The 21767-nt window shown below is 65.8% G+C and carries 23 protein-coding genes; 8 read left to right on the top strand and 15 right to left on the bottom strand.

Translation table 11 applies throughout. The features are described from left to right. The first annotated feature begins 171 nt into the window (after positions 1 to 171). Positions 172 to 1539, top strand: coding sequence for an FAD-binding oxidoreductase (locus ACOHWE_RS01470; protein ID WP_420663609.1), 1368 nt, complete (start codon positions 172 to 174; stop codon positions 1537 to 1539). A 246-nt stretch (positions 1540 to 1785) separates the two neighbouring features. After that, complete coding sequence (locus ACOHWE_RS01465) at positions 1786 to 2709, top strand: nitrilase-related carbon-nitrogen hydrolase (RefSeq protein ID WP_420663608.1); 924 nt, start codon at positions 1786 to 1788, stop codon at positions 2707 to 2709. A 336-nt stretch (positions 2710 to 3045) separates the two neighbouring features. On the opposite strand, the gene ACOHWE_RS01460 is transcribed toward ACOHWE_RS01465, so the two are convergent. Beyond that, complete coding sequence (locus ACOHWE_RS01460) at positions 3046 to 3225, bottom strand: hypothetical protein (protein WP_420663607.1); 180 nt, start codon at positions 3223 to 3225, stop codon at positions 3046 to 3048. Between the two features lie 241 nt (positions 3226 to 3466). Here ACOHWE_RS01460 and ACOHWE_RS01455 point away from each other — a divergent pair, with 241 nt between their 5' ends. Together ACOHWE_RS01455 and ACOHWE_RS01450 are read left to right on the top strand one after the other, a co-directional pair. Beyond that, entirely contained in the window at positions 3467 to 3841 is a 375-nt protein-coding gene (locus ACOHWE_RS01455; RefSeq protein WP_420663606.1) for a response regulator, read from the top strand. A gap of 163 nt (positions 3842 to 4004) precedes the next feature. Further along, positions 4005 to 4229, top strand: a complete 225-nt coding sequence (locus tag ACOHWE_RS01450) for a hypothetical protein (RefSeq protein ID WP_420663605.1) — start codon at positions 4005 to 4007, stop codon at positions 4227 to 4229. 30 nt (positions 4230 to 4259) lie between these two features. On the opposite strand, the gene ACOHWE_RS01445 is transcribed toward ACOHWE_RS01450, so the two are convergent. The 11 genes from ACOHWE_RS01445 to ACOHWE_RS01395 all read right to left on the bottom strand — a co-directional run bounded on the left by ACOHWE_RS01445 (position 4260) and on the right by ACOHWE_RS01395 (position 15763). Continuing rightward, on the bottom strand, positions 4260 to 6068 hold the full coding sequence (locus ACOHWE_RS01445) for an ABCB family ABC transporter ATP-binding protein/permease (RefSeq protein WP_420663604.1): 1809 nt from the start codon (positions 6066 to 6068) through the stop codon (positions 4260 to 4262). A 97-nt stretch (positions 6069 to 6165) separates the two neighbouring features. Then, a complete protein-coding gene (locus ACOHWE_RS01440) occupies positions 6166 to 7836 on the bottom strand; it encodes a LysM peptidoglycan-binding domain-containing protein (protein ID WP_420663603.1) in 1671 nt (556 codons plus the stop codon). 185 nt (positions 7837 to 8021) lie between these two features. Further along, positions 8022 to 8897, bottom strand: a complete 876-nt coding sequence (rarD, locus tag ACOHWE_RS01435) for an EamA family transporter RarD (protein WP_420663602.1) — start codon at positions 8895 to 8897, stop codon at positions 8022 to 8024. 122 nt (positions 8898 to 9019) lie between these two features. Further along, positions 9020 to 9475, bottom strand: coding sequence for a host attachment family protein (locus ACOHWE_RS01430; RefSeq protein WP_420663601.1), 456 nt, complete (start codon positions 9473 to 9475; stop codon positions 9020 to 9022). Continuing rightward, positions 9468 to 9674: a hypothetical protein gene (locus ACOHWE_RS01425; protein ID WP_420663600.1), complete on the bottom strand. Its 207-nt coding sequence runs from the start codon at positions 9672 to 9674 to the stop codon at positions 9468 to 9470. The genes ACOHWE_RS01430 and ACOHWE_RS01425 overlap by 8 nt, the downstream gene beginning before the upstream one ends. 152 nt (positions 9675 to 9826) lie before the next feature. Then, positions 9827 to 10429: a superoxide dismutase gene (locus ACOHWE_RS01420; RefSeq protein WP_420663599.1), complete on the bottom strand. Its 603-nt coding sequence runs from the start codon at positions 10427 to 10429 to the stop codon at positions 9827 to 9829. Positions 10430 to 10548: 119 nt separating this feature from the next. Continuing rightward, positions 10549 to 11040 (bottom strand): hypothetical protein, encoded by a 492-nt coding sequence (locus ACOHWE_RS01415; RefSeq protein ID WP_420663598.1) that lies wholly within the window; start codon positions 11038 to 11040, stop codon positions 10549 to 10551. A gap of 86 nt (positions 11041 to 11126) precedes the next feature. Next, on the bottom strand, positions 11127 to 11780 hold the full coding sequence (locus ACOHWE_RS01410) for a hypothetical protein (protein ID WP_420663597.1): 654 nt from the start codon (positions 11778 to 11780) through the stop codon (positions 11127 to 11129). Further along, a complete protein-coding gene (locus tag ACOHWE_RS01405) occupies positions 11770 to 12336 on the bottom strand; it encodes a sarcosine oxidase subunit gamma (RefSeq protein ID WP_420663596.1) in 567 nt (188 codons plus the stop codon). The genes ACOHWE_RS01410 and ACOHWE_RS01405 overlap by 11 nt, the downstream gene beginning before the upstream one ends. Beyond that, complete coding sequence (locus ACOHWE_RS01400; protein WP_420663595.1) at positions 12329 to 15361, bottom strand: sarcosine oxidase subunit alpha family protein; 3033 nt, start codon at positions 15359 to 15361, stop codon at positions 12329 to 12331. The genes ACOHWE_RS01405 and ACOHWE_RS01400 overlap by 8 nt, the downstream gene beginning before the upstream one ends. Positions 15362 to 15409: 48 nt before the next feature. Continuing rightward, positions 15410 to 15763, bottom strand: coding sequence for a sarcosine oxidase subunit delta (locus ACOHWE_RS01395; protein WP_420663594.1), 354 nt, complete (start codon positions 15761 to 15763; stop codon positions 15410 to 15412). A 110-nt stretch (positions 15764 to 15873) separates the two neighbouring features. Between ACOHWE_RS01395 and ACOHWE_RS01390 the strand changes: the two genes are divergently transcribed. Next, complete coding sequence (locus tag ACOHWE_RS01390; RefSeq protein WP_420663593.1) at positions 15874 to 16257, top strand: GIY-YIG nuclease family protein; 384 nt, start codon at positions 15874 to 15876, stop codon at positions 16255 to 16257. Positions 16258 to 16271: 14 nt separating this feature from the next. Here the strand turns inward: ACOHWE_RS01390 and ACOHWE_RS01385 are convergent, their stop codons facing one another. Next, positions 16272 to 17516 carry a sarcosine oxidase subunit beta family protein gene (locus ACOHWE_RS01385; protein WP_420663592.1) on the bottom strand — a complete coding sequence of 415 codons (1245 nt, stop codon included), beginning with the start codon at positions 17514 to 17516 and terminating at the stop codon, positions 16272 to 16274. 401 nt (positions 17517 to 17917) lie between these two features. Between ACOHWE_RS01385 and ccmI the strand changes: the two genes are divergently transcribed. The 3 genes from ccmI to ACOHWE_RS01370 are packed head-to-tail and all read left to right on the top strand — an operon-like array spanning position 17918 to position 19869. Next, positions 17918 to 19162 carry a c-type cytochrome biogenesis protein CcmI gene (ccmI, locus tag ACOHWE_RS01380; RefSeq protein ID WP_420663591.1) on the top strand — a complete coding sequence of 415 codons (1245 nt, stop codon included), beginning with the start codon at positions 17918 to 17920 and terminating at the stop codon, positions 19160 to 19162. After that, positions 19159 to 19632 (top strand): Holliday junction resolvase RuvX, encoded by a 474-nt coding sequence (ruvX, locus tag ACOHWE_RS01375; RefSeq protein ID WP_420663590.1) that lies wholly within the window; start codon positions 19159 to 19161, stop codon positions 19630 to 19632. The genes ccmI and ruvX overlap by 4 nt, the downstream gene beginning before the upstream one ends. A 3-nt stretch (positions 19633 to 19635) precedes the next feature. Beyond that, positions 19636 to 19869 (top strand): DUF1289 domain-containing protein, encoded by a 234-nt coding sequence (locus ACOHWE_RS01370; protein ID WP_420663589.1) that lies wholly within the window; start codon positions 19636 to 19638, stop codon positions 19867 to 19869. Between the two features lie 141 nt (positions 19870 to 20010). On the opposite strand, the gene ACOHWE_RS01365 is transcribed toward ACOHWE_RS01370, so the two are convergent. Beyond that, positions 20011 to 20805: a hypothetical protein gene (locus ACOHWE_RS01365; RefSeq protein ID WP_420663588.1), complete on the bottom strand. Its 795-nt coding sequence runs from the start codon at positions 20803 to 20805 to the stop codon at positions 20011 to 20013. A 16-nt stretch (positions 20806 to 20821) separates the two neighbouring features. After that, positions 20822 to 21676 carry a sulfite exporter TauE/SafE family protein gene (locus tag ACOHWE_RS01360; RefSeq protein ID WP_420663587.1) on the bottom strand — a complete coding sequence of 285 codons (855 nt, stop codon included), beginning with the start codon at positions 21674 to 21676 and terminating at the stop codon, positions 20822 to 20824. Positions 21677 to 21767: the final 91 nt, after the last annotated feature.

Raw genomic sequence — 21767 nt, 5'->3', positions numbered from 1 at the left:
GAACTCGGCCCTGGGCGTGGCCTATGGTATAATTGCAGCTGGTCACAGAATCATGAGCCGGCCGGTGCCTTCCCCGCCTGCGACTGTTTCTCGTAGTCCGGTGATCCCGCTGGCCGCCTCCGAAACCAGCCCGCTTCTCCCAGAGGCGGGCCATTCAGGGAGGGTACTATGATGGCCAATTCACCAAGCGAGCTCGGCGGCCTGATCCATGGAGATGTGATCTCGGAAAACGACGCCGGCTATGAAGAGGCGCGCAAGGTCCACAACGGCATGATCGACAAGCGGCCCGCTATTATCGTGCGGGCGGCGAATGCCGGGGACGTCATGGCGGCCGTCAATTACGCCCGCGACAACGGTCACGACCTGTCGGTGCGCGGCGGCGGTCACAGCGGACCTGGTTTTGGCACGAACGATGGCGGGGTGGTCCTGGATCTGTCGCGGATGCGCGGTGTCCGCGTCGATCCCGATACCCGGACAGCCCGGGCTGAAGGCGGCGCCACCTGGGGGGACTTCAACGCGGCGACACATGCGTTCGGCCTCGCCACCACGGGCGGCATAATTTCCACCACCGGCATTGCCGGGCTGACCCTCGGCGGCGGCATCGGCTACCTGGCGCGCGGGCACGGCCTGTCGCTCGACAACCTGATTTCTGCGGATATCGTGACCGCCGACGGCAAAATGCTCGTCGCGGACGAAAACCAGAATGCCGACCTCTTCTGGGCGATCCGGGGCGGAAGCGGGAATTTCGGTGTCGTCACCTCCTTCGAGTACAAGCTTCAGCCGGTGGATACGGTCTACTGGGGGCCGATGTTCTACGAGCCCGGCGAGACAGAGACGGTCTTCAGGTTTTTCCGCGACTACATCAAGGATGCCCCCCGGGAAATGGGCGCCTTCCCGGCCTTCCAAATCGCGCCGCCGCTGCCGTTCATTCCCGAAGACCGGCACGGCGACATGTTCTGCGCCATCGTTGCCTGCTGGTCCGGCGACCCCGCCGAGGGCGAGCGGCAGTTCAAGCCATTTCACGAGGTCGCAGAGGTAAAGGCCGAGATGGTCGGGCCGGTTCCCTATCCCGCCATCAACACGGCTTTCGACGGGCTTTTCCCTCCAGGTATCCGGCAATACTGGAAGGGCAACTTCGTGAAGGAGCTGACCGACGAGGCCATTGCCGCCCACGTCCGGCACGGTCCGGATGCGCCTACCGTAAGCTCGGGCATGCACCTCTACCCGATCAACGGAGCGTGCCATGACGTCGATGCCGGCGCGACGGCCTTCGGGCACCGGGATGCGAATTTCTCGATGGTTATTCTGGCGGCATCGGACGATCCGGCAGACGACGCTGCGCACAAGAAGTGGGTGCGCGGCTACTCCGACGCTGTGGCGCCGCATTCCGAACCGGGCGGATACATCAACTTCATGGACGAGGATGATGCCGGCCGTGTGCGCGACAACTTCGGCGGCAACTACGACCGGCTGCTGGAGGTCAAGCGCCGCTACGACCCGGACAACCTCTTCCGGGTCAACCAGAACATCGCGCCCTAGGAGCGCGGCTGCCCGCGCAGGCAAGGCGGCGCAGGAGGGCGTTCGGCGCAAGCAATTGCGCCCGGCAAGGGATGCGCGCGAGCACATCAACAGAAGCCCCGCCGGACCGGCGGGGCTTTTGGGCCTGCAGCCCTGCGGAGGGGCGCCGTCCGCCCCGGAATATGCGCCCCGGGCAGCCTAAAGCCGCAGTTGTCTTTGCGCCTTGCGGCCCTATCTCCCATTAGTCGATTTCAAAGGGAGCGATCAGTGGAGCACGTTTCGATTGACTTGTGGGCTTCCAATCTTGAGCCCGCGGTACCGGACCTGGGCGTGTGGCTTGCCCAGCTGGAAGCGCGGGCCGCCCAGACAGCGGCGCGCGGTGCACACATGCTGGTGCTTCCCGAATTCGCCTGCGCCCAATGGCTGAGCTTTGCCCCTGCCGGCCTTCCCCCGAATGAAATCCTTGGATGGCTTGCCGAACAGGGAGAGTCCGCGCTGGATGCCATCGCAGCAATGTCCGCGCGGCAGGGCATTTCCATTCTCCCCGGCACGATCCCGTTCGCCGCCGCTCCGGTGAATGGCGTCCCGGCCTATCTGAACCGCGCCTGGCTGCTCACCCCCGGCGGCGCGCGCCACAGCCAGGACAAGCTGAGCCTGACCCCGCTCGAAGCTCAGGGAGCCGGCGGCATCACCGTGCATGGCGATACCATCAACGTGATTACGTGGAACGGGCTGAGAGTTGCCGTGATTATCTGTCTGGACAGCGAATTCACCGCCTTGTGGTCCCGTCTGGGAGAGCTCGATCTGGACCTGGTTATCATCCCGGCAAAGACCGACATGATAACCGGCTACAACAGGGTCTTCAGCTGCGCGCGGGCGCGCGCCATCGAACTGCAGACAGCCGTGTGCGTTCTGGGCGCCGTCGGGGTGCCCTTCGGGCAACCGCTGACAGATACTGGCGTCGGCGGCGCGAGCGTATTCCTTCCCTGCGATACAGGGGTAGCCCTGGACGGCATCCACGCGGCCCTAGCGCCGCAAACCGCCGCAATGATGACGGATTACGTGCTGATCGCTCAAGATATTCCAGTTGGGGCGTGCCGCAGACTCCGCAACGGCCATGCCGAGGCAGAAGTTTGCCCGGCCCTGTGGAACGCGGATCATCTGGTCATAGATGATCCCGCTGCGCGGTAACCTTTGGCCGCATGCATAATGGCAAAGCGCAAACGCTGCTGACGGCGCCGTTTGCCGCCCCCTTCCGATGGCAATTAAGACGCTTTCGCTGCTTGGCTGTTCCGGCCGCACAGCCGGTTGCGGCAGCCCTCTTCTGCAAGATCCCGCGCCAGCCGGCCGCGGCGCGCGTGAACGTTTTGCGCGATTGGTATTAGGGAAGCTTCTGGCGGCACTCCGCCGCCGGCCGCGCGAAACCGTCCCTCCTCTGCGGCCGAAACGCCCCCCCGTAACAGGACCACGCCGAGGAGCCGCAGGAACGGCCGGTCGCGATGAATCCGCGCGCGGGACCTAAGCCCCCTACTCCTCGGACCCCAGGATACCGAAGCTGCCCGAAGCCTCCCCGCCGGTGGTCTGATCGAAGTAACCCTCGGCAGCGAGGCCACGCCGGAGCAGCTCACGGACTGCGGACGCCCGGCTCGGCATGCGTGCAGCGAAGCGGAAGTCGTCCAGCGCGCGAAGCTCTTCATCAGAGACCATGATCTGAAGCCGCTCCATTCTCTTCGCATTCGCCATGCGTCAACCCCACGTGGTCACTTACTTACTCAGCCTACGCCGCCTGCGCCGGGTGTTCAAGTGATCCAAACTGGCCAGCTTCAGCCGTCAAGGGCGCCTGCACTGGTCGCGCAAGCTGTCGATAAGCCTAAAGGATGTCAACATAAGTAATTGAAAATTATATGTTTATTGCAATCTTGTGCTATGATGGGATAAGGAGGCTGATATGACCAAGACAGCGCCTCACAGCGATAAAATAATCGTTCTTCTCACCGGCAATGCAGTGCTCGCAATCGATATCGAGGAGGCACTGAGCTCAATCGGCTATGCCGCGTTTTACCACTACGGCTATGACCTGAAAAAACTGAAGACAGCGGACGCCCACAGCTTCGATGCGGCAATTGTGGACCTGAGATTCTGGGATACACAGTCGCGCCAGGCTCTGGACTGGCTCACCGCGAAGAAAATCCCGACAATAGTCGTATCGACCGCCGAAAAGCCGGACGCGACGCACACCCCGGGCGTGGTCGCCAGTTTCTCGATTCCGCTTTGCGTCGACAGCATGCTGCCCTCGGTGGTGGCAGCGGCAGAGAAACGCTGACCGTCCGAAGCGCCGGGCCGGGCCGCGCCCTCCCACACCGCCCCGGACGTTCCCCCCTAGCCAAACGCCCGATGCTCCCGCATCCTGTTGTTATGGCGCCGCGCCCTGGCGGGCCCGCGGCGCCCCCTGTTGCAGCTCCGGAAGCCAGTGCTGGGAGGCGAAGATGCCCGAGTTCAACGAGATGTTTGCCCTGTCGGTTGAGGACATGGATCTGATAGAAGCCGCGCTGATGCGCCGGCGGGATGAGCTGGCCGATGCGCCCGCAGGCGGGGAGGCTTCAGGTCCCGATGCCGACGCGCAGCTGCGGCGCATCCATGAGCTGCTCGGCCGGCTGCACAATCAGAAGGTCTTCTACTATCCCAAACGCGGCGTCTACGTCGGCGGCTAGGCCCCCGCAAGCCGCATCAGGCGGGCCGCGCTATGCGGCCTGCTCGCCCGCCTGCTGACGCCGCCAGAGCACAGCATAGCGCCCGTCGCGGGCCAGAAGCTCGGCGTGGGTGCCGGTCTCGGCGATCTCGCCCTGCTCCAGCACAACAATCCGGTCGGCCTCGGCAATCGTGGACAGCCGATGCGCGATGGTAATCACCGTGCGCCCCTGCCCGGCGCGTGCCAGCGCTTCCTGGATCTCCTGCTCGGTGCCGGTATCGAGCGCCGAGGTCGCCTCGTCCAGCAGCAGGATCGGCGGGTTTTTCAGAAGCGTCCGCGCGATCCCCACCCGCTGCTTCTCCCCGCCCGACAGCTTCAGCCCGCGCTCGCCCACCGGGGTGTCATAGCCCTCGGGCAGCGCCGCGATGAAGTCGTGGATCTGCGCGTCGCGCGCGGCCTGCTCCACCTCTTCCTGGGTGGCGCCCTCGCGGCCATAGGCGATATTGTAGCGGATGGTGTCGTTGAACAGCACCGTATCCTGCGGCACCACCCCGATCGCCTGATGCAGGCTCTTCTGGGTCACGTCGCGCACGTCCTGCCCGTCAATCTTCAGCGCGCCGCCGGTGACGTCGTAGAAGCGGAACAGGAGACGCCCGATGGTGGACTTGCCCGAGCCGGTGGAGCCGACGATGGCGACGGTCTGGCCCGGCTGCACCTCCAGGCTGATGCCTTTCAGGATCTCCCGGCCGCTGTCGTAGGAGAACCGCACATCCTCCAGCGTGATGCGTCCGCCGTTCACCCGCAAAGGTTTTGCGCCCGCGCGGTCGGTCACATCGGCGGGCTGCTCCAAGAGGTCGAACATCTCCCCCATGTCCACAAGGCTCTGGCGGATTTCGCGGTAAACGGTGCCGAGGAAATTGAGCGGCACGGTGATCTGGATCATGTAGGCGTTAACCATCACAAAATCGCCGACGGTCATGCTGCCGTCCTGCACGCCTGCCGCGGCCATCACCATCACGCCCACCAGCCCCACGGTGATTATCACGCTCTGGCCGAAGTTCAGGAAGGCCAGAGAATAGGCGGTCTTCAGCGCGGCACGGGCATAGCCGCGCATGGCGCCATCATAGCGCGCCGCCTCGCGCTCCTCGGCGACGAAATACTTCACCGTCTCGAAGTTCAACAGGCTGTCGATCGCCTTCTGGTTCGCGTCGGTGTCCTGTGCGTTCATCTCCCGCCGCAGCTTCACCCGCCATTCGGTGACGGCAAAGGTAAAGGCGACGTAGAGCGCGATCGTGACGGCAACCACCAGCAGATAGCGCGCATCGAACATCACGGTGAGGATCACCGCGACCAGCGTGAGCTCCAGGATCAGGGGGGCGATGGAGAACAGCATGAAGCGCAGAAGGAACTCCACCCCCTTCACCCCGCGCTCGATGATCCGGCTGAGCCCGCCGGTCTTGCGGGTGATGTGATAGCGCATCGACAGGCGGTGGATGTGGGTGAAGGTCTCCAGCGCCAGCCGCCGCAGCGCCCGCTGCCCTACCGGCGCAAAGACCGCATCGCGCAGCTGCTGGAAGCCGGTAGTGAGAATGCGCGACATGCCATAGGCGACGGTCAGCCCGATGGCCCCCAGCGCCAGGGGCGGCACGCCCTCCCCCGCCAGGCCGTCCACCGCGCCCTTGTAGAGGATCGGGGTGTAGACAGCGATCAGCTTGGCGGCAACCAGCACCGCCAGCGCGATCACCACACGGGCCTTGATGCTGCGGTGCCCCTTGGGCCAGAGGTAGGGGCCAACCTTGCGCATCGTGCGCAGGCCGGAGCGGCGTTCGTCCTGCGCGGTGGGGGTCTCGGTCTGGGTCATCGCTTTTCCTTGCTGGACCTTGCGAAATAGGCAGCGAAGGCCGGGCTTGCGCGGGGGGAGGAAGAACGCGCCTGCGGCGGCGCGGATTTACCGGGTGTCAGTCGGGGATGGCGAAAACCTGCCCCGGGTAGATCAGGTCGGGGTCGCGGATCGCATCCCGGTTTGCTTCGAACAGGCGCACATAAAGCAGTCCGCTGCCGTAGTTTTTCCGCGAGATCGCCCAGAGCGTATCGCCCTTCTGCACCGTGACCGCCTGCACCAGCGGCTCGTGCCCGGCAGGCGCATCCTCCGCGGCAGGCAGCGCCAGATCCCCGGGCGCTTCGCGCTTGAACGGGGTCTCCATGCGGCTCAGAACCGCACCGGTGTCCGCCTCCACCTCATCGACGCGCAGGGTGTAGAGCCCCGGCGCCACCCCGGCAAGGCTGCCGCTCCAGCGGCCCGAGCCTTCAGCCGAAGCCTCGGCCACCGGGGCATTGTCGATGTAGATACGGACCAGAGACTGCGGTCTTGCCCGGCCTGCCAGCTCCACGCTGCCGGCTTCGGAGTAACTGATTGCATCGAGCGCCACCTCGCCGATCAGAGCCGGGTCGGACAGCGGTGCGGGCTGCACCACCTCGACCCCATCGGCGCCCGCGCGGAGCACGGCGACCGCGGTGCCGGTTTCCGCAGCGGGTTCCGGCGGCGCGGCGGTCTCAGGGGCCGCCGCGTCAGCGGGTGCCGGCCGGCCGGCCTCCGCCTCCGCAACCCTCTCAGCGGTCTCTTGCGGCACAGCAGCGCCGTCCAGCGCAGGCTCCGCAATGTCCTCCCTCGGGGCAGCCGCCACCTGTTCCTCCTCGCCGGACGTATCTGCCGCGGCCGCCCTTTCGGGCTCTACGGCCGCATCCGCCATGGCCGCCGCTTCGGGGTCTACGGCCGCATCCGCCATGGCCGCCGCTTCGGGGTCTACGGCCGCATCCGCCGCGGCCGCCGCTTCGGGCGCTCCGGCCCCGTTCTCCTCCTGCGAACCTTCCGCTGCCTCGGCAAGAGCGACCGTCACCGGTGCGAGAATGAAGGAATTGTCCGAGACGCTTTCCTGCCCCTCATGCTCGGCAAGAAGCGAGATCACCCGGGGGCTGCCGGATGGCTCAATCGAGGCAAGCGAGACGAACTCCCCGTCTTGCGCCACCTGGATCTCCGCCAGCACTTCGCCGTCGAGCAGCACCGCGACCCGCGCTCCGGGCTGCGCCCGTCCGGCGATCACAACATCGCCGTCGCGGTCGACCCGGACCAGGCTGAGCTCCGGCGCTTCCATTACCGGAAGACCCGTCATTGCCGCATCGGGCTCCGTTTCAACCATGGCTTTTGTCCCGGGCTGTGCAGGATCCGCGGGATCTGTGAAGGCAACCGCGTCCTCCTCTGCCGCCTCCGGCTCCACCGGAACTTCCGCTTCCACCGCCGGGTCCGGCTCCGCCACTGCCTCAGGGGCGGGCACGGCGATCTGCTCCTCGGACCGCTCCGCCCCGGGTGCGTCTTCCGCCGCTGCCGGCTGGGTCTGCAGGGGACCGTCCTCCGCCGCAGCCGCCTGCTCTGCCTCACGCAGCAGGATATCGGTCAGCGGCTGGTTTGACTCCCGCCCGGCCGGGGCCACTTCCACCGCGGTGCTGTCCCCTGACCCGCCAGCGTTCCCGGCGCCATCGTCAGGCCCGCCCGGTCCGCTGCCGAAGCCGCTGATCTGAACCAGCGCATAGCCGCCCAGCACCACGGCCACTGCGGCGGCGCCGCCCAACATCAGGGCCGCAGGGCCCCCGCGTCCAGTTCTCTCAGCCATCTTCGTCCTTCATGTCCGTCCCGTGCTGCGGGATGTGCTCTCCCGCTTGATGCGCAAACCTAGCAACCCCGCCGGCAGCGGTCAAAACACGAAAGCGCTTTGGCCTTGAAAAACCTCACAGAAAGGCATCACGGCCACGGGGGGCGTTAGACCCGCGCCGCGCGGCGCTCCTGCTTCAGAGCGGCAGCGCAGAACAGGAACACCCCCGCCCAGATCAGCGCAAAGGCAATACCGTGCAAGGGCGTGAACAGTTCGCCGAAGATCAGTACCGCAACCATGAATTGCAGGGTCGGGTTCAGGTACTGCAGCACGCCGACGGTTCCCAGCCGCACCCGGCGGGCGGCATAGCTGAACAGGATCAACGGCAGCCCGGTCAGCGGCCCGGAAAGCATCAGAAGAAGCGCGTCGCGTCCGCCCGCCTGAAATCCGCCGCCGCCGCTGGCCCAGATCACCGCCAGCGCCAGCGGCAGAAGCATCAGAACCTCGGTGGTGACAGAGACCACTGGCCCCAGATCCAGACCCTTCTTCAGCGCGCCATAGGCCGCAAAACTTCCCGCCAGCAGCAGCGACACCCAGGGGGCGACCCCAAGCCCCAGCGTCAGAACCAGCACCGCAGCGGCCGCCAGCAGCGCCGCCAGTTTCTGGGCAGGCAGAAGCAGTTCGGCAAACAGGAAGCGGCCCATCAGAACGCTCAAAAGCGGGAAGATGTAATAACCAAGAGACGCTTCAACCGCCTTGCCGGTTTGCACCGAGGAGATGAACAGGAACCAGTTGAAGGAAATCATCGCAGTTGCCGCCAGAACCCGCAGCGCCCGGCCCCGGTCTTTCAGCGCCGACACGGTCAGGCCAAAGCGGCCCTGCACCAGCAGCACCGCGGCAAAGAAGACAAAGGACCACAGCACCCGGTGCGCCAGCACTTCGACCGGGGCCACGTTGGAGAGTGCCTTGTACAGGAGGCCCGAGAGCCCCCATATGGTGCAGGCTGCAAGGATCGCGGCCACGCCCTTATGTGCTTCGCTCATTGCGGGCCCCGCCCCTTCCCGTGTCCGTCAGCAAACCGTTGCCACAGGCTTCCAGACACCGGGGCGGGACCCGCGTCAACCCCCGGTCCCGGGTTTCGGGGGTTCAACCCTCAGAGGCGGCGTCAGCCGGCCTCCAGCTCGTCGCGGACCATCTGCTCGATCTTGTCGAGCGGGTGGTTGGTGAGGTTCTTGGCGATCTCGCCGGCGACGCGGTCCTCAACCTCCGTGTGCAGGTTCCGGCGCAGCTCGCCCAGCACGTCCGGGGCCGCCACCAGCACCAGTTTTTCGAACTTGCCCTTGTGCGCCATCTTGTAGAGCTTATCGGCGAGATCCGAGGCAAAGCGTTCTTTCGCCAGCTCATGCCAGTCGGTATCATCCACTGCCGAGCGGTGCACGCTCGGCCCGTCGTTGAAGCGGCCGGGCCGGTTGGCCGATTGCTCCCGGTCCGAGGGGTTCTCCTGCTCGTCCTTGCTGCGCACCTCCAGATAGGGGTCCTCGGCGTCGGTCACGTTCTCCAGAAACAGAGCCTTTTCGCTATCGGCAACCAGCACCCAGGTGCCTTTGGAAAGTTTAGTCATCGGTGTTTTCCTGCTCTTTCGATTTGGTCACGCGGGTGGCGCCGGCAGGGCGCGACTTGGCCCGCTTCTCCTCGTCCTCCGTAGCGATGTCGCGCTGCAGATTGCCGCCCGTGCGGCCCTGATGAGACACGGTGCCCTCGGCCCCGAGCAGATCATCCGTTTCGCGGTGTCCGTCCTTGGATCTCTTGCGCTCAGCCATGGCATCCTCCGTTGCTTCGTATTGTCTGGATTTAACGCATGGCGGCGGGGCAAGGTTCCTGCGCCGCGACGCAAAAACCCCCGCGCAGCAAGGCTGCACGGGGGCTGTCCGGGCCGCCCCGGCGGGGCGGCGCCTCACATCTGCGGCGGGGTTCAACCCATGCGCGAGGCGACGTTTTCCCAGTTCACCAGTTTGTCGAGGAAGTTCGACAGATAGGCCGGGCGCTTGTTGCGGAAATCGATGTAGTAGGAATGCTCCCACACGTCGCAGCCCAGCAGAGCGGTCTGGTTGAAGCACACGGGGTTCACGCCGTTTTCGGTCTTGGTGACCTTCAGGCTGCCGTCCTGCTCCTGCACCAGCCAAGCCCAGCCCGAGCCGAACTGGCCCGCACCCGCGGCGGAGAACTCTTCCTTGAACTTGTCAACCGAACCGAAGTTCTCGGTCAGCGCCTTTTCCAGCTCACCCGGCATCTTGCTCTCGCCCGGGCCCATCATTTCCCAGAACTGGTTGTGATTCCACAGCTGCGAAATGTTGTTGAAGATACCGTTCTGGGCCACCGCGCTGGCGTCATAGGTGCCCTTGATGATCTCTTCCAGCGACTTGCCTTCCCACTCGGTGCCGGCGATCAGCTTGTTGCCGTTGTCGACATAGGCCTTGTGGTGCAGGTCGTGGTGGTATTCCAGGGTTTCCGCGGACATGCCCTTGGATGCCAGCGCGTCATGGGCGTAAGGAAGATCGGGAAGTTCAAAAGCCATTTTGGGCCCCCTGTCAAAAAATGTTGCGTTCCTGTGCCGATACATGCTGCGCGGCCTTGGGCAGGTCAAGGGTGCGAATGCGGATTCCTGTACCTGCGCAAGTCATCGGCACCTGTGCGTCAGTAAAGCGAGTCGCCCTCGACCAGTTTGCAGCTGCCCACACCGCGCGGCAGGTTGGCAAAGTTTCTCAGCGGAAATGACGCCTTGATCCGAAAGTCATTGGTGCCTGGCGTCAGTGTCGCCGTGTAGCTCACCCGCACGCTGCCGGACGCCCGGCTTGGCACCGGCAGCTTCCAGCTCATCCGGTACTTGCCGCGCACTTCCTTGAACTTCACGTCGATCGGTTTTTCGTGCGCGTGGTGAATATAGCCGTCATAGGCCCGCGCCTTGTTCGCCTCTGCGTCCAAGGAAAGCAGCACCCGTTCGGGGATCCAGCCGCTTTCCTCGACACTGTCGACCGCGCAGTCAAAGGATTGCACCGCAGCCTGAGCGCTGCCGCCCACAGACATGGCCACCACGGCTGCCATCAGCAATTTAGTCTTCTCGTTCTTTGCCTTCTTCGTGATATGGGCCCGGGCGGCAAGGCTGGCGAGCGGCGCAATGATCGTCATCGGAAACTTCTCTTTGTTTAGTATGCCGATGTGCTACCAGCCCCCGCGCGCTTTCGCAACCGCAGCGCGAGGGCAGCCCGGCACGCTCAGTTCACCGATCGCTGCGCCAGCAGGCTTTGCGCCACCGCGGGCACACAGCGCCCGGCGCCGCGCGACAGCCGGATCATGCCCTCTTCGCGCATCGCCTTGATCGTCATCTTCATGTTCGCCATGTTCAAAAGCGCCCGGAACCGCCGCACCGCCCCCGGTTCGCTGCCGACGGGCGCATGCGCTGCGCTCCAGGATACTTCCAGCGAAGTTTCGCTGCGCCGGATCACCCGGCCCGGCACGGTCGCTGAAAAGGCCGTATCCGATACCCGCGCCGCGTTGCGGTGTTCCATGAATTCGATCACAAACTCGGCCGGAATCCAGCCCGTGCCCGACAGCGGATAGGCGCTGCAGTAATACGCCTCCCCGGCCCCGGCCGCGCTGGTACCGAAAGTGACCAGCGCCGCCGCGATGCCATTCTTCAAAAGGTGCATGAAATACTCCCCCACAGCCGCCATGCCCGCAGAAAACAGGCGGGGCGGTACCTTTAAAACTAAATCCAGTTTTGCAAACTGCTCGGCCCGGGAGATCGAAATGGAACGGGTTAAACTTGGCAGAACAAGAAAAGATGCTCCCGGGAATTCCCTGGGAGCATCGTAAATGACGCCCTTTCGCGTCACAACTGAAAAAGCCGGGAAAATTTTAGTAAACACCCACCTTTGCCTGCGGGTGCGCGGCGCTGCTCAGCAGCTTGAAGACATACTCGCCGACCGAACGGAAGCAGATCACCTTGAAGCTGCCATCGTCCTCCATCCAGAAGGCCCCCGCCACCTGCGCCAAGCGCGAGCGGCGGAACTGGCCAGGCTGGAACTCCGCGGCGTCGAAGTCGACCGGGCTCACCTTGGCCAGCACTTCCCGTGCGCCCTCGCCCGCCACGCTGATAAAGGCACGCGCGTCGGAGACGTTGACCGCCAGCGCATGCTCGCCCGACAGCGCCTCTGCCAGCGCCGCCACCTTGGCGTCGGCCTCGGCATAGGGCACCAGAAGCAAGAGCTCGTCCGGCGACATCCAGGCCGCGGCGCCGCTTTCGGACCGCGCGATGCGGCCGCGCTCCGGCACGCCCGCGCCGGTGGCCGCCTCAACCGCCGCCTTCAGCGCCGGCGCGGCGAAATCGCCGCGCAGGGTGATCATGCCCTGGAGACCGGCATCCGCGACCTTGGCCAGGCCGGAGAACTGGGCGCCATTCAATGCGGAAACAGCCTTAGACATTCTGCTTTTCCCCTTCCTTGTCGTAAAACACCGGGTCGACGATCTTGGCCTTGTAGACGGTGCCGTCGGTGCCCGGGAACTCGATCACCTCGCCCATCCGCTTGGGGCCGTGCTTGACCAGGCCCATGGCGATGCCGCGGTCCAGGTTGGCCGAGTAGTAGGTCGAGGTCACCCGGCCGATCATGTTGCGCTGGCCGTTGGCATTGACGCCCTCGCCCAGGGCATAGGCGCCATCGGGCAGCACCGAGCCGTCGACGGTCTCCAGGCCCACAAGCTGCCAGCGCTCCGGGTCCGCCATGTGCGACCGCGTGTGCGCGCGCTTGCCGAGGAAGTCTTCCTTCTTTTTCGAGATCGCCCAGTGCAGGCCAAGATCCTGCGGGATCACGGTCCCGTCGGTCTCGTCCCCGATCATGATGAAGCCCTTCTCGGCACGCAGGATGTGCAGGCATTCGGTGCCATAGGGCATCACTCCGAACTCCTTGCCCGCTTCCATCAGGGCATCCCAGAACGCCTGGCCCTCCGATGCCGCCACCGCGATCTCGTAGGACAATTCGCCCGAGAAGGAGATCCGGTAGGCGCGCGCCTTGAAGCCGCCGATCTCGCCGTCGCGCCACTCCATGAAGGGCAGCGCGTCCTTGCTCACGTCCATGCCCCCGCCGGCCTGAGCGTTCAGCTTCTCCAGCACCTTGCGGGCGTTGGGGCCGACCACGGCGATCTGGGCGTATTGCTCGGTCACGTTGGCGACATAGACCTTCCAGTCCCACCACTCGGTCTGCAGCCACTCTTCCATGTGGCCGTGGATGCGCTCGGCGCCGCCGGTGGTGGTGTGGCAGAGCCAGGTGTCCTCGTCGATCCGCGCAACCACGCCGTCGTCGATCAGGAACCCGTTCTCCGAACACATCAGCCCGTAGCGGCATTTGCCGGGTTTCAGCGTCGACATCATGTTGGTGTACAGCATGTCAAGGAAGCGCCCCGCATCCGGGCCCTTCACCACCAGCTTGCCCAGGGTGGAGGCGTCCAGCAGGCCCAGCTTCTCGCGGGTGTTCTTCACCTCGCGGTTCACCGCCTTGTGACGGTCCTCTCCGGCGCGCAGATAGGCGAAGGGGCGGCGCCACTGGCCCACCGGCTCCCAATCGGCGCCGTTCTTCTGGTTCCAGTCGTAGATCGGCGTCTTGCGCACCGGCTGGAAGATCTCGCCCCGCGCCTCGCCGCCGATCGCACCCATGGAAATCGGGTGATAGGGCGGGCGGAAGGTGGTGGTGCCGACCTTCGGGATCTCCGCGTTCAAACTGTCGGCGAGGATCGCCAAGCCGTTGATGTTCGAGAGCTTCCCCTGATCGGTCGCCATCCCCAGCGTGGTGTAGCGCTTGGTGTGCTCGACGCTCTCGTAGCCCTCGCGCGCCGCAAGCTGCACGTCGGAGACCTTCACGTCGTTCTGGTAGTCGAGCCAGGACTTCATGCGCAGCTTGATGTCGGCCTTGGCAGGCATCAGCCAGACCGGCTGCATCGGCGCCTCGGCCTCGCTTTCGCCCTTGGCGGCCTCCACACTCTTGGCCGGGAAGCCCGCAGCCTCGGCCGCGCGCGCGCCGGCAGCGGCAGCGTCTTCCAGCACCGCGCCCAGAGCCAGCGGCCCGCTGGCGGAGCCCGCGCTTACCACGAAGCCGGTCCCATCGGCGCCCAGCGGCGGGCGGTCCGGGTCGGGGCGGAAATGCGCGTTCACGTCATCCCAGATCAGCTTGCCGCCGCAGTGCGACCACATGTGCACCACCGGAGACCAGCCGCCGGACATCGCCACCGCATCGGCCTCGACCTCCTCGCGCGCGCCGCCCTCGCCGTTCTGCGCGCAGATCGACACTTTGGTGACGCATTTGCCGTCCTTCACCCTGGCAATCGCGCGGCCGCATTCGACCCGGATGCCCTTTTCGCGCACCGCATCCATCAGCGCGCCGCCGCCCGTGTCCCGGGTGTCGAGCAGGCGCACCACTTCCACGCCCGCCTCATGCAGCACCAGCGCGGTGCGGTAGGCGTCGTCGTTGTTGGTGGCGATCACCACCTTCTTGCCCGGGGTCACGCCCCAGTTCACCACGTAATCCCGCATCGAGGCCGCGAGCATCACCCCCGGCACATCGTTGCCGGCAAAGGAGAGCGGCCGCTCGATCGCACCGGTGGCGGAGACGATCTGCTTCGCGCGGATCCGCCACAGCCGGTGGCGCGGACCGCCCTGCCCCGGCGCATGGTCGGTGAGCCGCTCGTAGCCGAGCGCATAGCCGTGGTCATAGACACCCGCCCCCATGCAGCGGCTGCGCAGGGTGACGTTCTCCATCGCACGCAGTTCGCCAAGAGTCTTCTCGATCCACACCTCCGGCGCCTCGCCGTCAATGGTGCCGCCATCAACCGGCGCACGGCCGCCCCAATAGGCGTTCTGCTCCAGCACCAGCACCTTGGCGCCGGTCGCCGCCGCAGCCTTGGCGGCCTGCAGCCCCGCAACTCCGCCGCCCATCACCAGCACATCGGCAAAGAAGTAGAAGTGCTCGTAGGTGTCGGCGTCCTTCAGCTCCTTGTCCGGCGCCCGGCCCAGACCGGCGGAGCGGCGGATGATCGGCTCGTAAAGGTGTTTCCACAGCGGACGCGGGTGGATGAACATCTTGTAGTAGAAACCAGCGGTCAGGAACCGGCCCAGCTTGTTGTTGATCGCCAGGACGTCGAACTCCAGGTTCGGCCAGTGGTTCTGCGACTGCGCAGTGAGGCCAGAGTAGAGCTCGGTGGTGGTCGCCCGCTGGTTCGGCTCGTAACGGTCGCCGGTGCCGAGCTGCATCAGCGCATTGGGCTCTTCGGGCCCCGAGGCCACGACGCCGCGCGGACGGTGATACTTGAAGGACCGCCCCATCATCACCTGGCCGTTTGCCAGGAGGGCAGAGGCCAGAGTGTCCCCGGCAAAGCCTTTCATGCGCTTGCCGTTGAAGGAAAAGTCGATCTGTTTGGAGCGGTCGATCAGCCGGCCGTGCTTGGCAAGACGCGTGCTCATGGGTGCAGACCTTTCGGAAAGAATGCAGGTGTTTCAGTCAGCCGGGGGTCAGGCAGCGGAGGATTTGCGCGCATCCGCCAGCTCGCGCCAGCGCCAGCCCGGCCGCTTGGCGGAGATCTTGTCGAGGATCTCCTGCGGCGGCTCGGTGGTCTGGGCGGAATAGGTGCCGAAGACCTCCAGCGTCTGGGTGCAGCGCGCGGCATGGAACCACTTGCCGCAGCCATTGGCATGGCGCCAGCGTTCGAAATGCACGCCCTTGGGGTTTTCGCGCATGAACAGGTAGTCGTGGAACTCGTCGTCCGAGGAGCCGGGGCCAAAGCGCTTCAGATGCGCCTCCCCGCCCGCGTGCAGTTCGGTTTCTTCGGCTTTGATGCCGCAGCAGGGGCATTCCAGGATCAGCATTGTCTCTCCACCATATTTCGTCCGCTAAAACCTGTTGACAACAAGCTGTTGACAACTCGCTCACCCACCGGGAGAATGGAACGTATCGAGAACTCAAAGAGGCGATACAGATGAGCAGTTGTAACTTCGTGAACCTTCCCGGCGTATCGGGAACTTCCTATCCGTTCAGTGCCAAGGAATTGGACAGCGGTCTCGGCCAATTCATCGGCAACGCTGGCGGCGTGTACACCTTCATGGTTTGGAGACCCCTCCTCCGCAACTACGAGGTGCTCTACGTGGGTATTGCGGGTGAATTTTCGAAGCGCTTTTCCGACCATGAGAAATGGGCCGATGCACGACGACTTGGAGCAAACTCGGTTGGCATTTACTTCGAAGGGAATGACCTGCGCAGGCGTCATATCGAGGAGGATTTGATCAGAAGCCTGCAGCCGAGCTTGAACGTTCAGCACCGTAGTCTTGCAGGCGGGTTCGCCAACGCGCTGCGTGGTTTCTAAGGTAAACCACTCCATCAGTGGGCCACCCCGGCGGCGACGCTTTCGTCGATGAACTTGCCTTCGCGGAAGCGGTTCATCGAGAACTCCTCGGTCAAGGGCGAATGGCCGGTCGCCATCAGCTCCGCCATCGCCCAGCCGGAGCCCGGGATCGCCTTGAAGCCGCCGGTGCCCCAGCCTGCGTTGACAAAGCAGTTCTGCACCGGGGTCTTTGACAGGATCGGCGAGCGGTCGCCGGTGACGTCGACGATGCCGCCCCACTGCCGCAGCATCTTGAGGCGCGAGACCATCGGGAAGGTCTCGACCAGCGCGCGCACGGTCTCCTCGATATGGTGGAAGCTGCCGCGCTGGGTATAGTTGTTGAACCCGTCGGTGCCGCCGCCGATCACCATCTCGCCCTTGTCGGACTGGGACATGTAGCCATGCACGGTGTTGGCCATCACCACCACGTCCATGCAGGGCTTGATCGGCTCGGAAACCAGCGCCTGCAGCGCCACGCTTTCCACCGGCAGGCGGAAGCCCGCCTTCTCGGACAGCACCGAGCAGTTGCCCGCAACCACCATGCCCAGCTTGTCGCAGTCAATCGCCCCTCTGGAGGTGTCGACGCCCGCGATGCGGCCGTTCTCCACCCGAACGCCGGTGACCTCGCACTGCTGGATGATGTCCATGCCCATCGCCGAGCACGCCCGCGCATAGCCCCAGGCCACCGCATCGTGGCGCGCGGTGCCGCCGCGCTCCTGCCAGAGGCCGCCCAGCACCGGATAGCGCGGCCCTTCCAGGTTGATGATCGGCACCAGCTCCTTCACACGCGCAGGCTCGATCCACTCGGTCTGAACGCCTTGCAGCGCGTTGGCATGCGCGGTGCGCTTGTAGCCGCGCACCTCATGCTCGGTCTGCGCCAGCATGATGACACCGCGGGGCGAGAACATGACGTTGTAGTTCAGGTCCTGGCTCATCGTCTCGTAAAGGCTGCGCGCCTTCTCATAGATCGCGGCCGAGGGGTCTTGCAGATAGTTCGAGCGGATGATGGTGGTGTTGCGCCCGGTGTTGCCGCCGCCCAGCCAGCCCTTCTCCAGCACCGCTACATTGGTGATGCCGTAGTTCTTGCCCAGGTAGTAGGCGGTGGCGAGCCCGTGCCCGCCGGCCCCGACGATGATGACATCGTAATGGCGTTTCGGTTCGGGCGAGCGCCAGGCGCGTTCCCATCCGGTGTGATAGCGCAGGGCTTCCCGCACCACGGCAAAGGCTGAATAGCGTTTCATGAGCGAATCCGATGGTTCGTGTCTGCCGATTGGTATGCCCGAGGACGCCCAAAGACCCGCGCCGTTTATCGTCCCCTTTGCGCGTATTTGCGACACAGGTTTGCGGGTATGATGAAAGAGCGACAGGGACGCTCCAAAACGATGGAAACAAGCCGCGCATTGCCGGCGGGCGCAGCGGCGATCCGAACCGCCGTGGCTGGCAGTTTATCCCAGCCAAACCCCTGCGCCCTCACGAGGGACCGCCCGGCCGCAGCCAAATCGCCGCCGCGTGGGGGCGCGCCGGCGATGCGCGGCGGCCTTCGGCATTGTTCCGCGCCGGCGACACGGGGCGGCCCGCGTCAGATTGGCCCTTTTTCTCAGGCCCTCCGGACTATAGATGAGCAGCAAAGATCGGAGACGGTATGGCATTCTGGATTGTATCCGCCCTCATCGCGGCCTCGGCGGCGCTGCTGATCGCGCTGGCGCTGCTGCGCGGCCGCCAGTTGGGCGAACCGGCCGCGGCCTATGACCTGCGCCTCTACCGGCAGCAGCTGCGCGACGTCGACAAGGACCTCGCCCGCGGCGTGATCGGGGAAGCCGACGCCGAGCGCACCCGCACCGAGATCTCCCGCCGCATCCTCGCCGCCGACGCGCAGCTGCAGAAGCACCGCAGCGGCAGCCCGCAGCCGAAAGCGCTCACCCGCGCTGCCGCCCTGCTGGCCGCGGCTCTGGTGATCGGCGGCACTCTGGTTCTCTACCGCCAGCTCGGCGCGCCCGGCTACGGCGACCTGGGCCTCAAGCACCGCATCAGCCTGGCGCAGGAACGCGCGGCCAACCGCCCCGGCCAGGCCGAGGCCGAGGCGCGCCTGCCGGCCCAGCCAGCACCCGAAGTGGAGGAAAGCTACGCCAACCTGGTCGCTCAGCTCCGCGAAACCGCAGGCAAACGCCCGGACGATCCTCAGGGCCAGGCGCTTCTGGCACAGCACGAAGCGAACCTCGGAAACTTCCGCGACGCCTATGCCGCGAAGCAGAACGTGATCCGCCTGAAAGGCGAAGCCGCCACCGCGCGGGACTACGGCGAGCTGGCCGAACTGATGATCCTCGCCGCCGGCGGCTATGTCTCGCCCGAGGCGGAAGAGGCGCTGAACCAGGCACTTGCACGCAATCCCCGCTCCGGTCCTGCGCGCTATTACATGGGCGTGATGCTGGGCCAAGCCGGCCGCCCCGACGCCGCCTTCCGGATCTGGGCCGAGACCCTGCGCGACGGCCCGGCCGGGGCGCCGTGGGTCCAGGGCATCGAAGCTCAGATCGAGGACATGGCCGCCCGCGCCGGCGTCGAATACCGCCCGGTCACCCCGCCCCCCGCCGCGGCGGACGGCACTGCCCTGCCCGGCCCCAGCGCCGAGGACATCGCCAATGCCGCTGAAATGGAACCCGAAGCGCAGCAGGAGATGATCCGCGGCATGGTCTCGCGCCTCTCAGACCGTCTTGCCTCCGAAGGCGGCGCGGCGGAGGAATGGGCCCGGCTCATCACCGCGCTCGGCGTGCTGGGCGAGGCAGACCGCGCCCGCGCAATCTACGGCGAGGCGCAGACCGCCTTTGCCGGCAACGACACCGCGCTGGCGCAGCTTGCCGCCGCCGCGCAAGCCGCAGGAGTGGCGGAATGATCCACGACGCCTTCGAAGACTTCGCCGCTGCCCTGCCGCCGATGTCCGCGCTGATGGGGCTCGACCTCGGCACCAAGACCATCGGTGTCGCAGTTTCGGACGGGCTTGCCACCGTAGCCACGCCGCTTGAGACGGTAAAGCGCAAGAAATTCACCCTCGACAGCGCCCGCCTGCTGGAGATCGCCGCCGCCCGCGGGCTGGGCGGCATTCTCCTCGGCCTGCCCCGCAACATGGACGGCTCCGAAGGCCCGCGCTGCCAGTCGACCCGCGCCTTTGCCCGCAATCTCTCGAAACTGACCGAGCTGCCGATCGGTTTCTGGGACGAGCGCCTCAGCACCGTGGCTGCCGAACGCGCGCTTTTGGAGGCGGATACGACACGAAAACGCCGCGCCGAGGTTATCGACCATGTCGCCGCCTCGTATATTCTCCAAGGCGCATTGGACCGGATGCGGCATATCAGGAACGGGTGAGAAATGAACGGCGACGTTTGGAAACGCGACGAAATCCAATCCCCATGCGTGAAGATCTGCGTCGTCCACCCGGAGGCGCGCATCTGCACAGGCTGCTACCGCTCGCTGGACGAGATCCGCGACTGGTCCCGGATGAGCAATGACGAACGCGCCGCGGTGATGGAAGCCCTGCCCGCCCGCGCGAGCCAATTGACCAAGCGCCGCGGCGGCCGCGCCGCCCGCCTCAGCCGCCGGTAACGCGGCGCGCGTCTTCTTAACCGCCTGCACACCATGCGGAACCCCTGCTGACCTGATGTTTCGCGCGCGAAACATTCGGGCAGAAGCGCTGACCTGACGGGCGGGCGCGCGCCCGCAGCCTGTCCGCCGGCGCGAGCGGCATCAGTCCTCAGCCAGCCAGCCCGCGGTCCAGTCCGGAATCTCCGGGCGGAAATAGGCGATCATGCGGCCCTCTTCCGGCGCGGATGCCCCGTCGCCCCAGGGCGCGACCCCATGCAGGCAGAGCCGGTGCATCAGGTAGGATTGGCCGGGCTTTGCCATGACCTCGATGCGCTCGCAGGTGTCGAAGACCTCGGCGCGGGCCTCGGTGTAGGTATCGGTCACATCGACCGTTGCCCAATCGGCCTGGGGCACGCCCGCGAAGGCCGCCAGGAAGGCGCGGCGCATGACGTGGTGGCTGCCCTCCCAGATCACCAGCGGAGCCGCACCGGCAGAGCTTTCATTGAGCGGCAGGCCCAGCACCCAGGCGTGCGGCTCGGTGACCCGGCGGCGGCGGCGGGCGCCATACATCGTCACCCCGTCCACATGCGCCGCATCGCGCTTCAGCCGGTAGCGGAAGGCGGCCTCGCCCTCGCCGGGGCGCGGCCGCGGGTAGCCGGGAAACACGGAGGACACCTGCGCCCGATGGAGACCGGGCAGCGGTCCGATGTGGCGGGTGATGAACCCGACAGGCGCACCGGCAAGCGCCGGGCCTTCCGGCAGCCGGCCTTCGGCGTCATTGGGCAGCGCATCGACTCCGATGAACCAGGTGCCCTCGCATTGCAGCCACCCGGCATTGACGGGATCGTGCAGCGCCGCGATGCCATGCGGCAGCGCCGCCTTGGCCCAGGCCGCAATCTGCGCATCGAAAGCGAAGCGCACCCAGCCCATGCTGCGGTAGTGCTCCAGTGCCTCCATACCTTCAGTACCCCTTTCAGTACCCCGCCGCCTTGCGCAGCATATTGAGCGCCACCAGCACCAGGAAGGCTCCGAATACCCGTTTCAGCGGTTTCGGGTCCATCGCATGGGCAAGCTTCACCCCCCAGGGCGCGGTGATCAGCGTCATCGCGATCACGATGAAGAAGGCCACCAGGTTGACGGCTCCGATAGTGAAGGGCGGACGGTTGGCCGGGTCGATCTCCAGGAGCAGAAAGCCCGCAACAGAAGGAACCGCGATGATCACGCCAAAGCCCGCCGCGGTGGCGACAGCGCGGTGCACCGCCACGTTATGCAGCGTCATCAATGGCACACCAAAGCTGCCGCCGCCGATCCCCATCAAGACCGACAGGAACCCCACCGCGGGCGACAGCACCAGCCGCTTGCCGCCCGCGGGCATTGCCGTGCCCAGGCGCCAGTCCGACCGGCCCAGGCCCATGTAGACGCCGACCACCAGAGCCAGACCGCCGAACACCCCTTGCAGCACCGCCGAGCGCAGCGCCGAGGCGGCGATCACCCCCAGCACCGCGCCCACGGCGATACCGATGCCCCAGCCGCGCAGGATATCCCAATCCACCGCGCCCTTCTTGTTGTGGCTCAGAACAGAACGCAGCGAGGTCACAATGATGGTGGCCAGCGAAGTGGCCAAGCAGATCTGCATCAGCTGGCTGCTGCCATAGCCAAGCGCCTGGAAAATATAAAAGAACGCAGGCACCAGCACGATGCCGCCGCCGACCCCCAGAAGCCCCGCGAGGACACCCGCAAAAGCGCCCGTCACCGCCAGCAGCACGCCCATCTGGGCAAGCAGCGCGGGTGCGGGCAGGATGGCAGCAGTCAGGGCGGGATCGGGCATGGGGCGCACCTCGGGTAGCTAGTCACCCGCAAAGGCTTAGCCGCGTTGTGCCCGTTTTCACAAGGGATTAGCGCCCGCGCCGCCGCGTTTC

This window comes from Cribrihabitans neustonicus (assembly GCF_048820895.1).
GTDB lineage: Bacteria > Pseudomonadota > Alphaproteobacteria > Rhodobacterales > Rhodobacteraceae > Cribrihabitans_A > Cribrihabitans_A neustonicus.
Note: the sequence above shows the minus strand (reverse complement) of the source record. Positions and strands in the feature narration are given on the sequence as shown.

Coding starts and splice junctions, on each gene's coding strand:
- ACOHWE_RS01440 (WP_420663603.1), bottom strand. CDS start 7,836: ATGTTGGGCGGCGCCGCCGCAGTGGCCGTGGTGCTGGGCGGCTATGCG.
- ACOHWE_RS01420 (WP_420663599.1), bottom strand. CDS start 10,429: ATGGCTTTTGAACTTCCCGATCTTCCTTACGCCCATGACGCGCTGGCA.
- ACOHWE_RS01390 (WP_420663593.1), top strand. CDS start 15,874: ATGAGCAGTTGTAACTTCGTGAACCTTCCCGGCGTATCGGGAACTTCC.
- ACOHWE_RS01415 (WP_420663598.1), bottom strand. CDS start 11,040: ATGACGATCATTGCGCCGCTCGCCAGCCTTGCCGCCCGGGCCCATATC.
- ccmI (WP_420663591.1), top strand. CDS start 17,918: ATGGCATTCTGGATTGTATCCGCCCTCATCGCGGCCTCGGCGGCGCTG.
- ACOHWE_RS01360 (WP_420663587.1), bottom strand. CDS start 21,676: ATGCCCGATCCCGCCCTGACTGCTGCCATCCTGCCCGCACCCGCGCTG.
- ruvX (WP_420663590.1), top strand. CDS start 19,159: ATGATCCACGACGCCTTCGAAGACTTCGCCGCTGCCCTGCCGCCGATG.
- ACOHWE_RS01425 (WP_420663600.1), bottom strand. CDS start 9,674: ATGGCTGAGCGCAAGAGATCCAAGGACGGACACCGCGAAACGGATGAT.
- ACOHWE_RS01370 (WP_420663589.1), top strand. CDS start 19,636: ATGAACGGCGACGTTTGGAAACGCGACGAAATCCAATCCCCATGCGTG.
- ACOHWE_RS01455 (WP_420663606.1), top strand. CDS start 3,467: ATGACCAAGACAGCGCCTCACAGCGATAAAATAATCGTTCTTCTCACC.
- ACOHWE_RS01460 (WP_420663607.1), bottom strand. CDS start 3,225: ATGGTCTCTGATGAAGAGCTTCGCGCGCTGGACGACTTCCGCTTCGCT.
- ACOHWE_RS01385 (WP_420663592.1), bottom strand. CDS start 17,516: ATGAAACGCTATTCAGCCTTTGCCGTGGTGCGGGAAGCCCTGCGCTAT.
- rarD (WP_420663602.1), bottom strand. CDS start 8,897: ATGAGCGAAGCACATAAGGGCGTGGCCGCGATCCTTGCAGCCTGCACC.
- ACOHWE_RS01395 (WP_420663594.1), bottom strand. CDS start 15,763: ATGCTGATCCTGGAATGCCCCTGCTGCGGCATCAAAGCCGAAGAAACC.
- ACOHWE_RS01365 (WP_420663588.1), bottom strand. CDS start 20,805: ATGGAGGCACTGGAGCACTACCGCAGCATGGGCTGGGTGCGCTTCGCT.
- ACOHWE_RS01405 (WP_420663596.1), bottom strand. CDS start 12,336: ATGTCTAAGGCTGTTTCCGCATTGAATGGCGCCCAGTTCTCCGGCCTG.
- ACOHWE_RS01430 (WP_420663601.1), bottom strand. CDS start 9,475: ATGACTAAACTTTCCAAAGGCACCTGGGTGCTGGTTGCCGATAGCGAA.
- ACOHWE_RS01445 (WP_420663604.1), bottom strand. CDS start 6,068: ATGACCCAGACCGAGACCCCCACCGCGCAGGACGAACGCCGCTCCGGC.
- ACOHWE_RS01470 (WP_420663609.1), top strand. CDS start 172: ATGGCCAATTCACCAAGCGAGCTCGGCGGCCTGATCCATGGAGATGTG.
- ACOHWE_RS01450 (WP_420663605.1), top strand. CDS start 4,005: ATGCCCGAGTTCAACGAGATGTTTGCCCTGTCGGTTGAGGACATGGAT.
- ACOHWE_RS01400 (WP_420663595.1), bottom strand. CDS start 15,361: ATGAGCACGCGTCTTGCCAAGCACGGCCGGCTGATCGACCGCTCCAAA.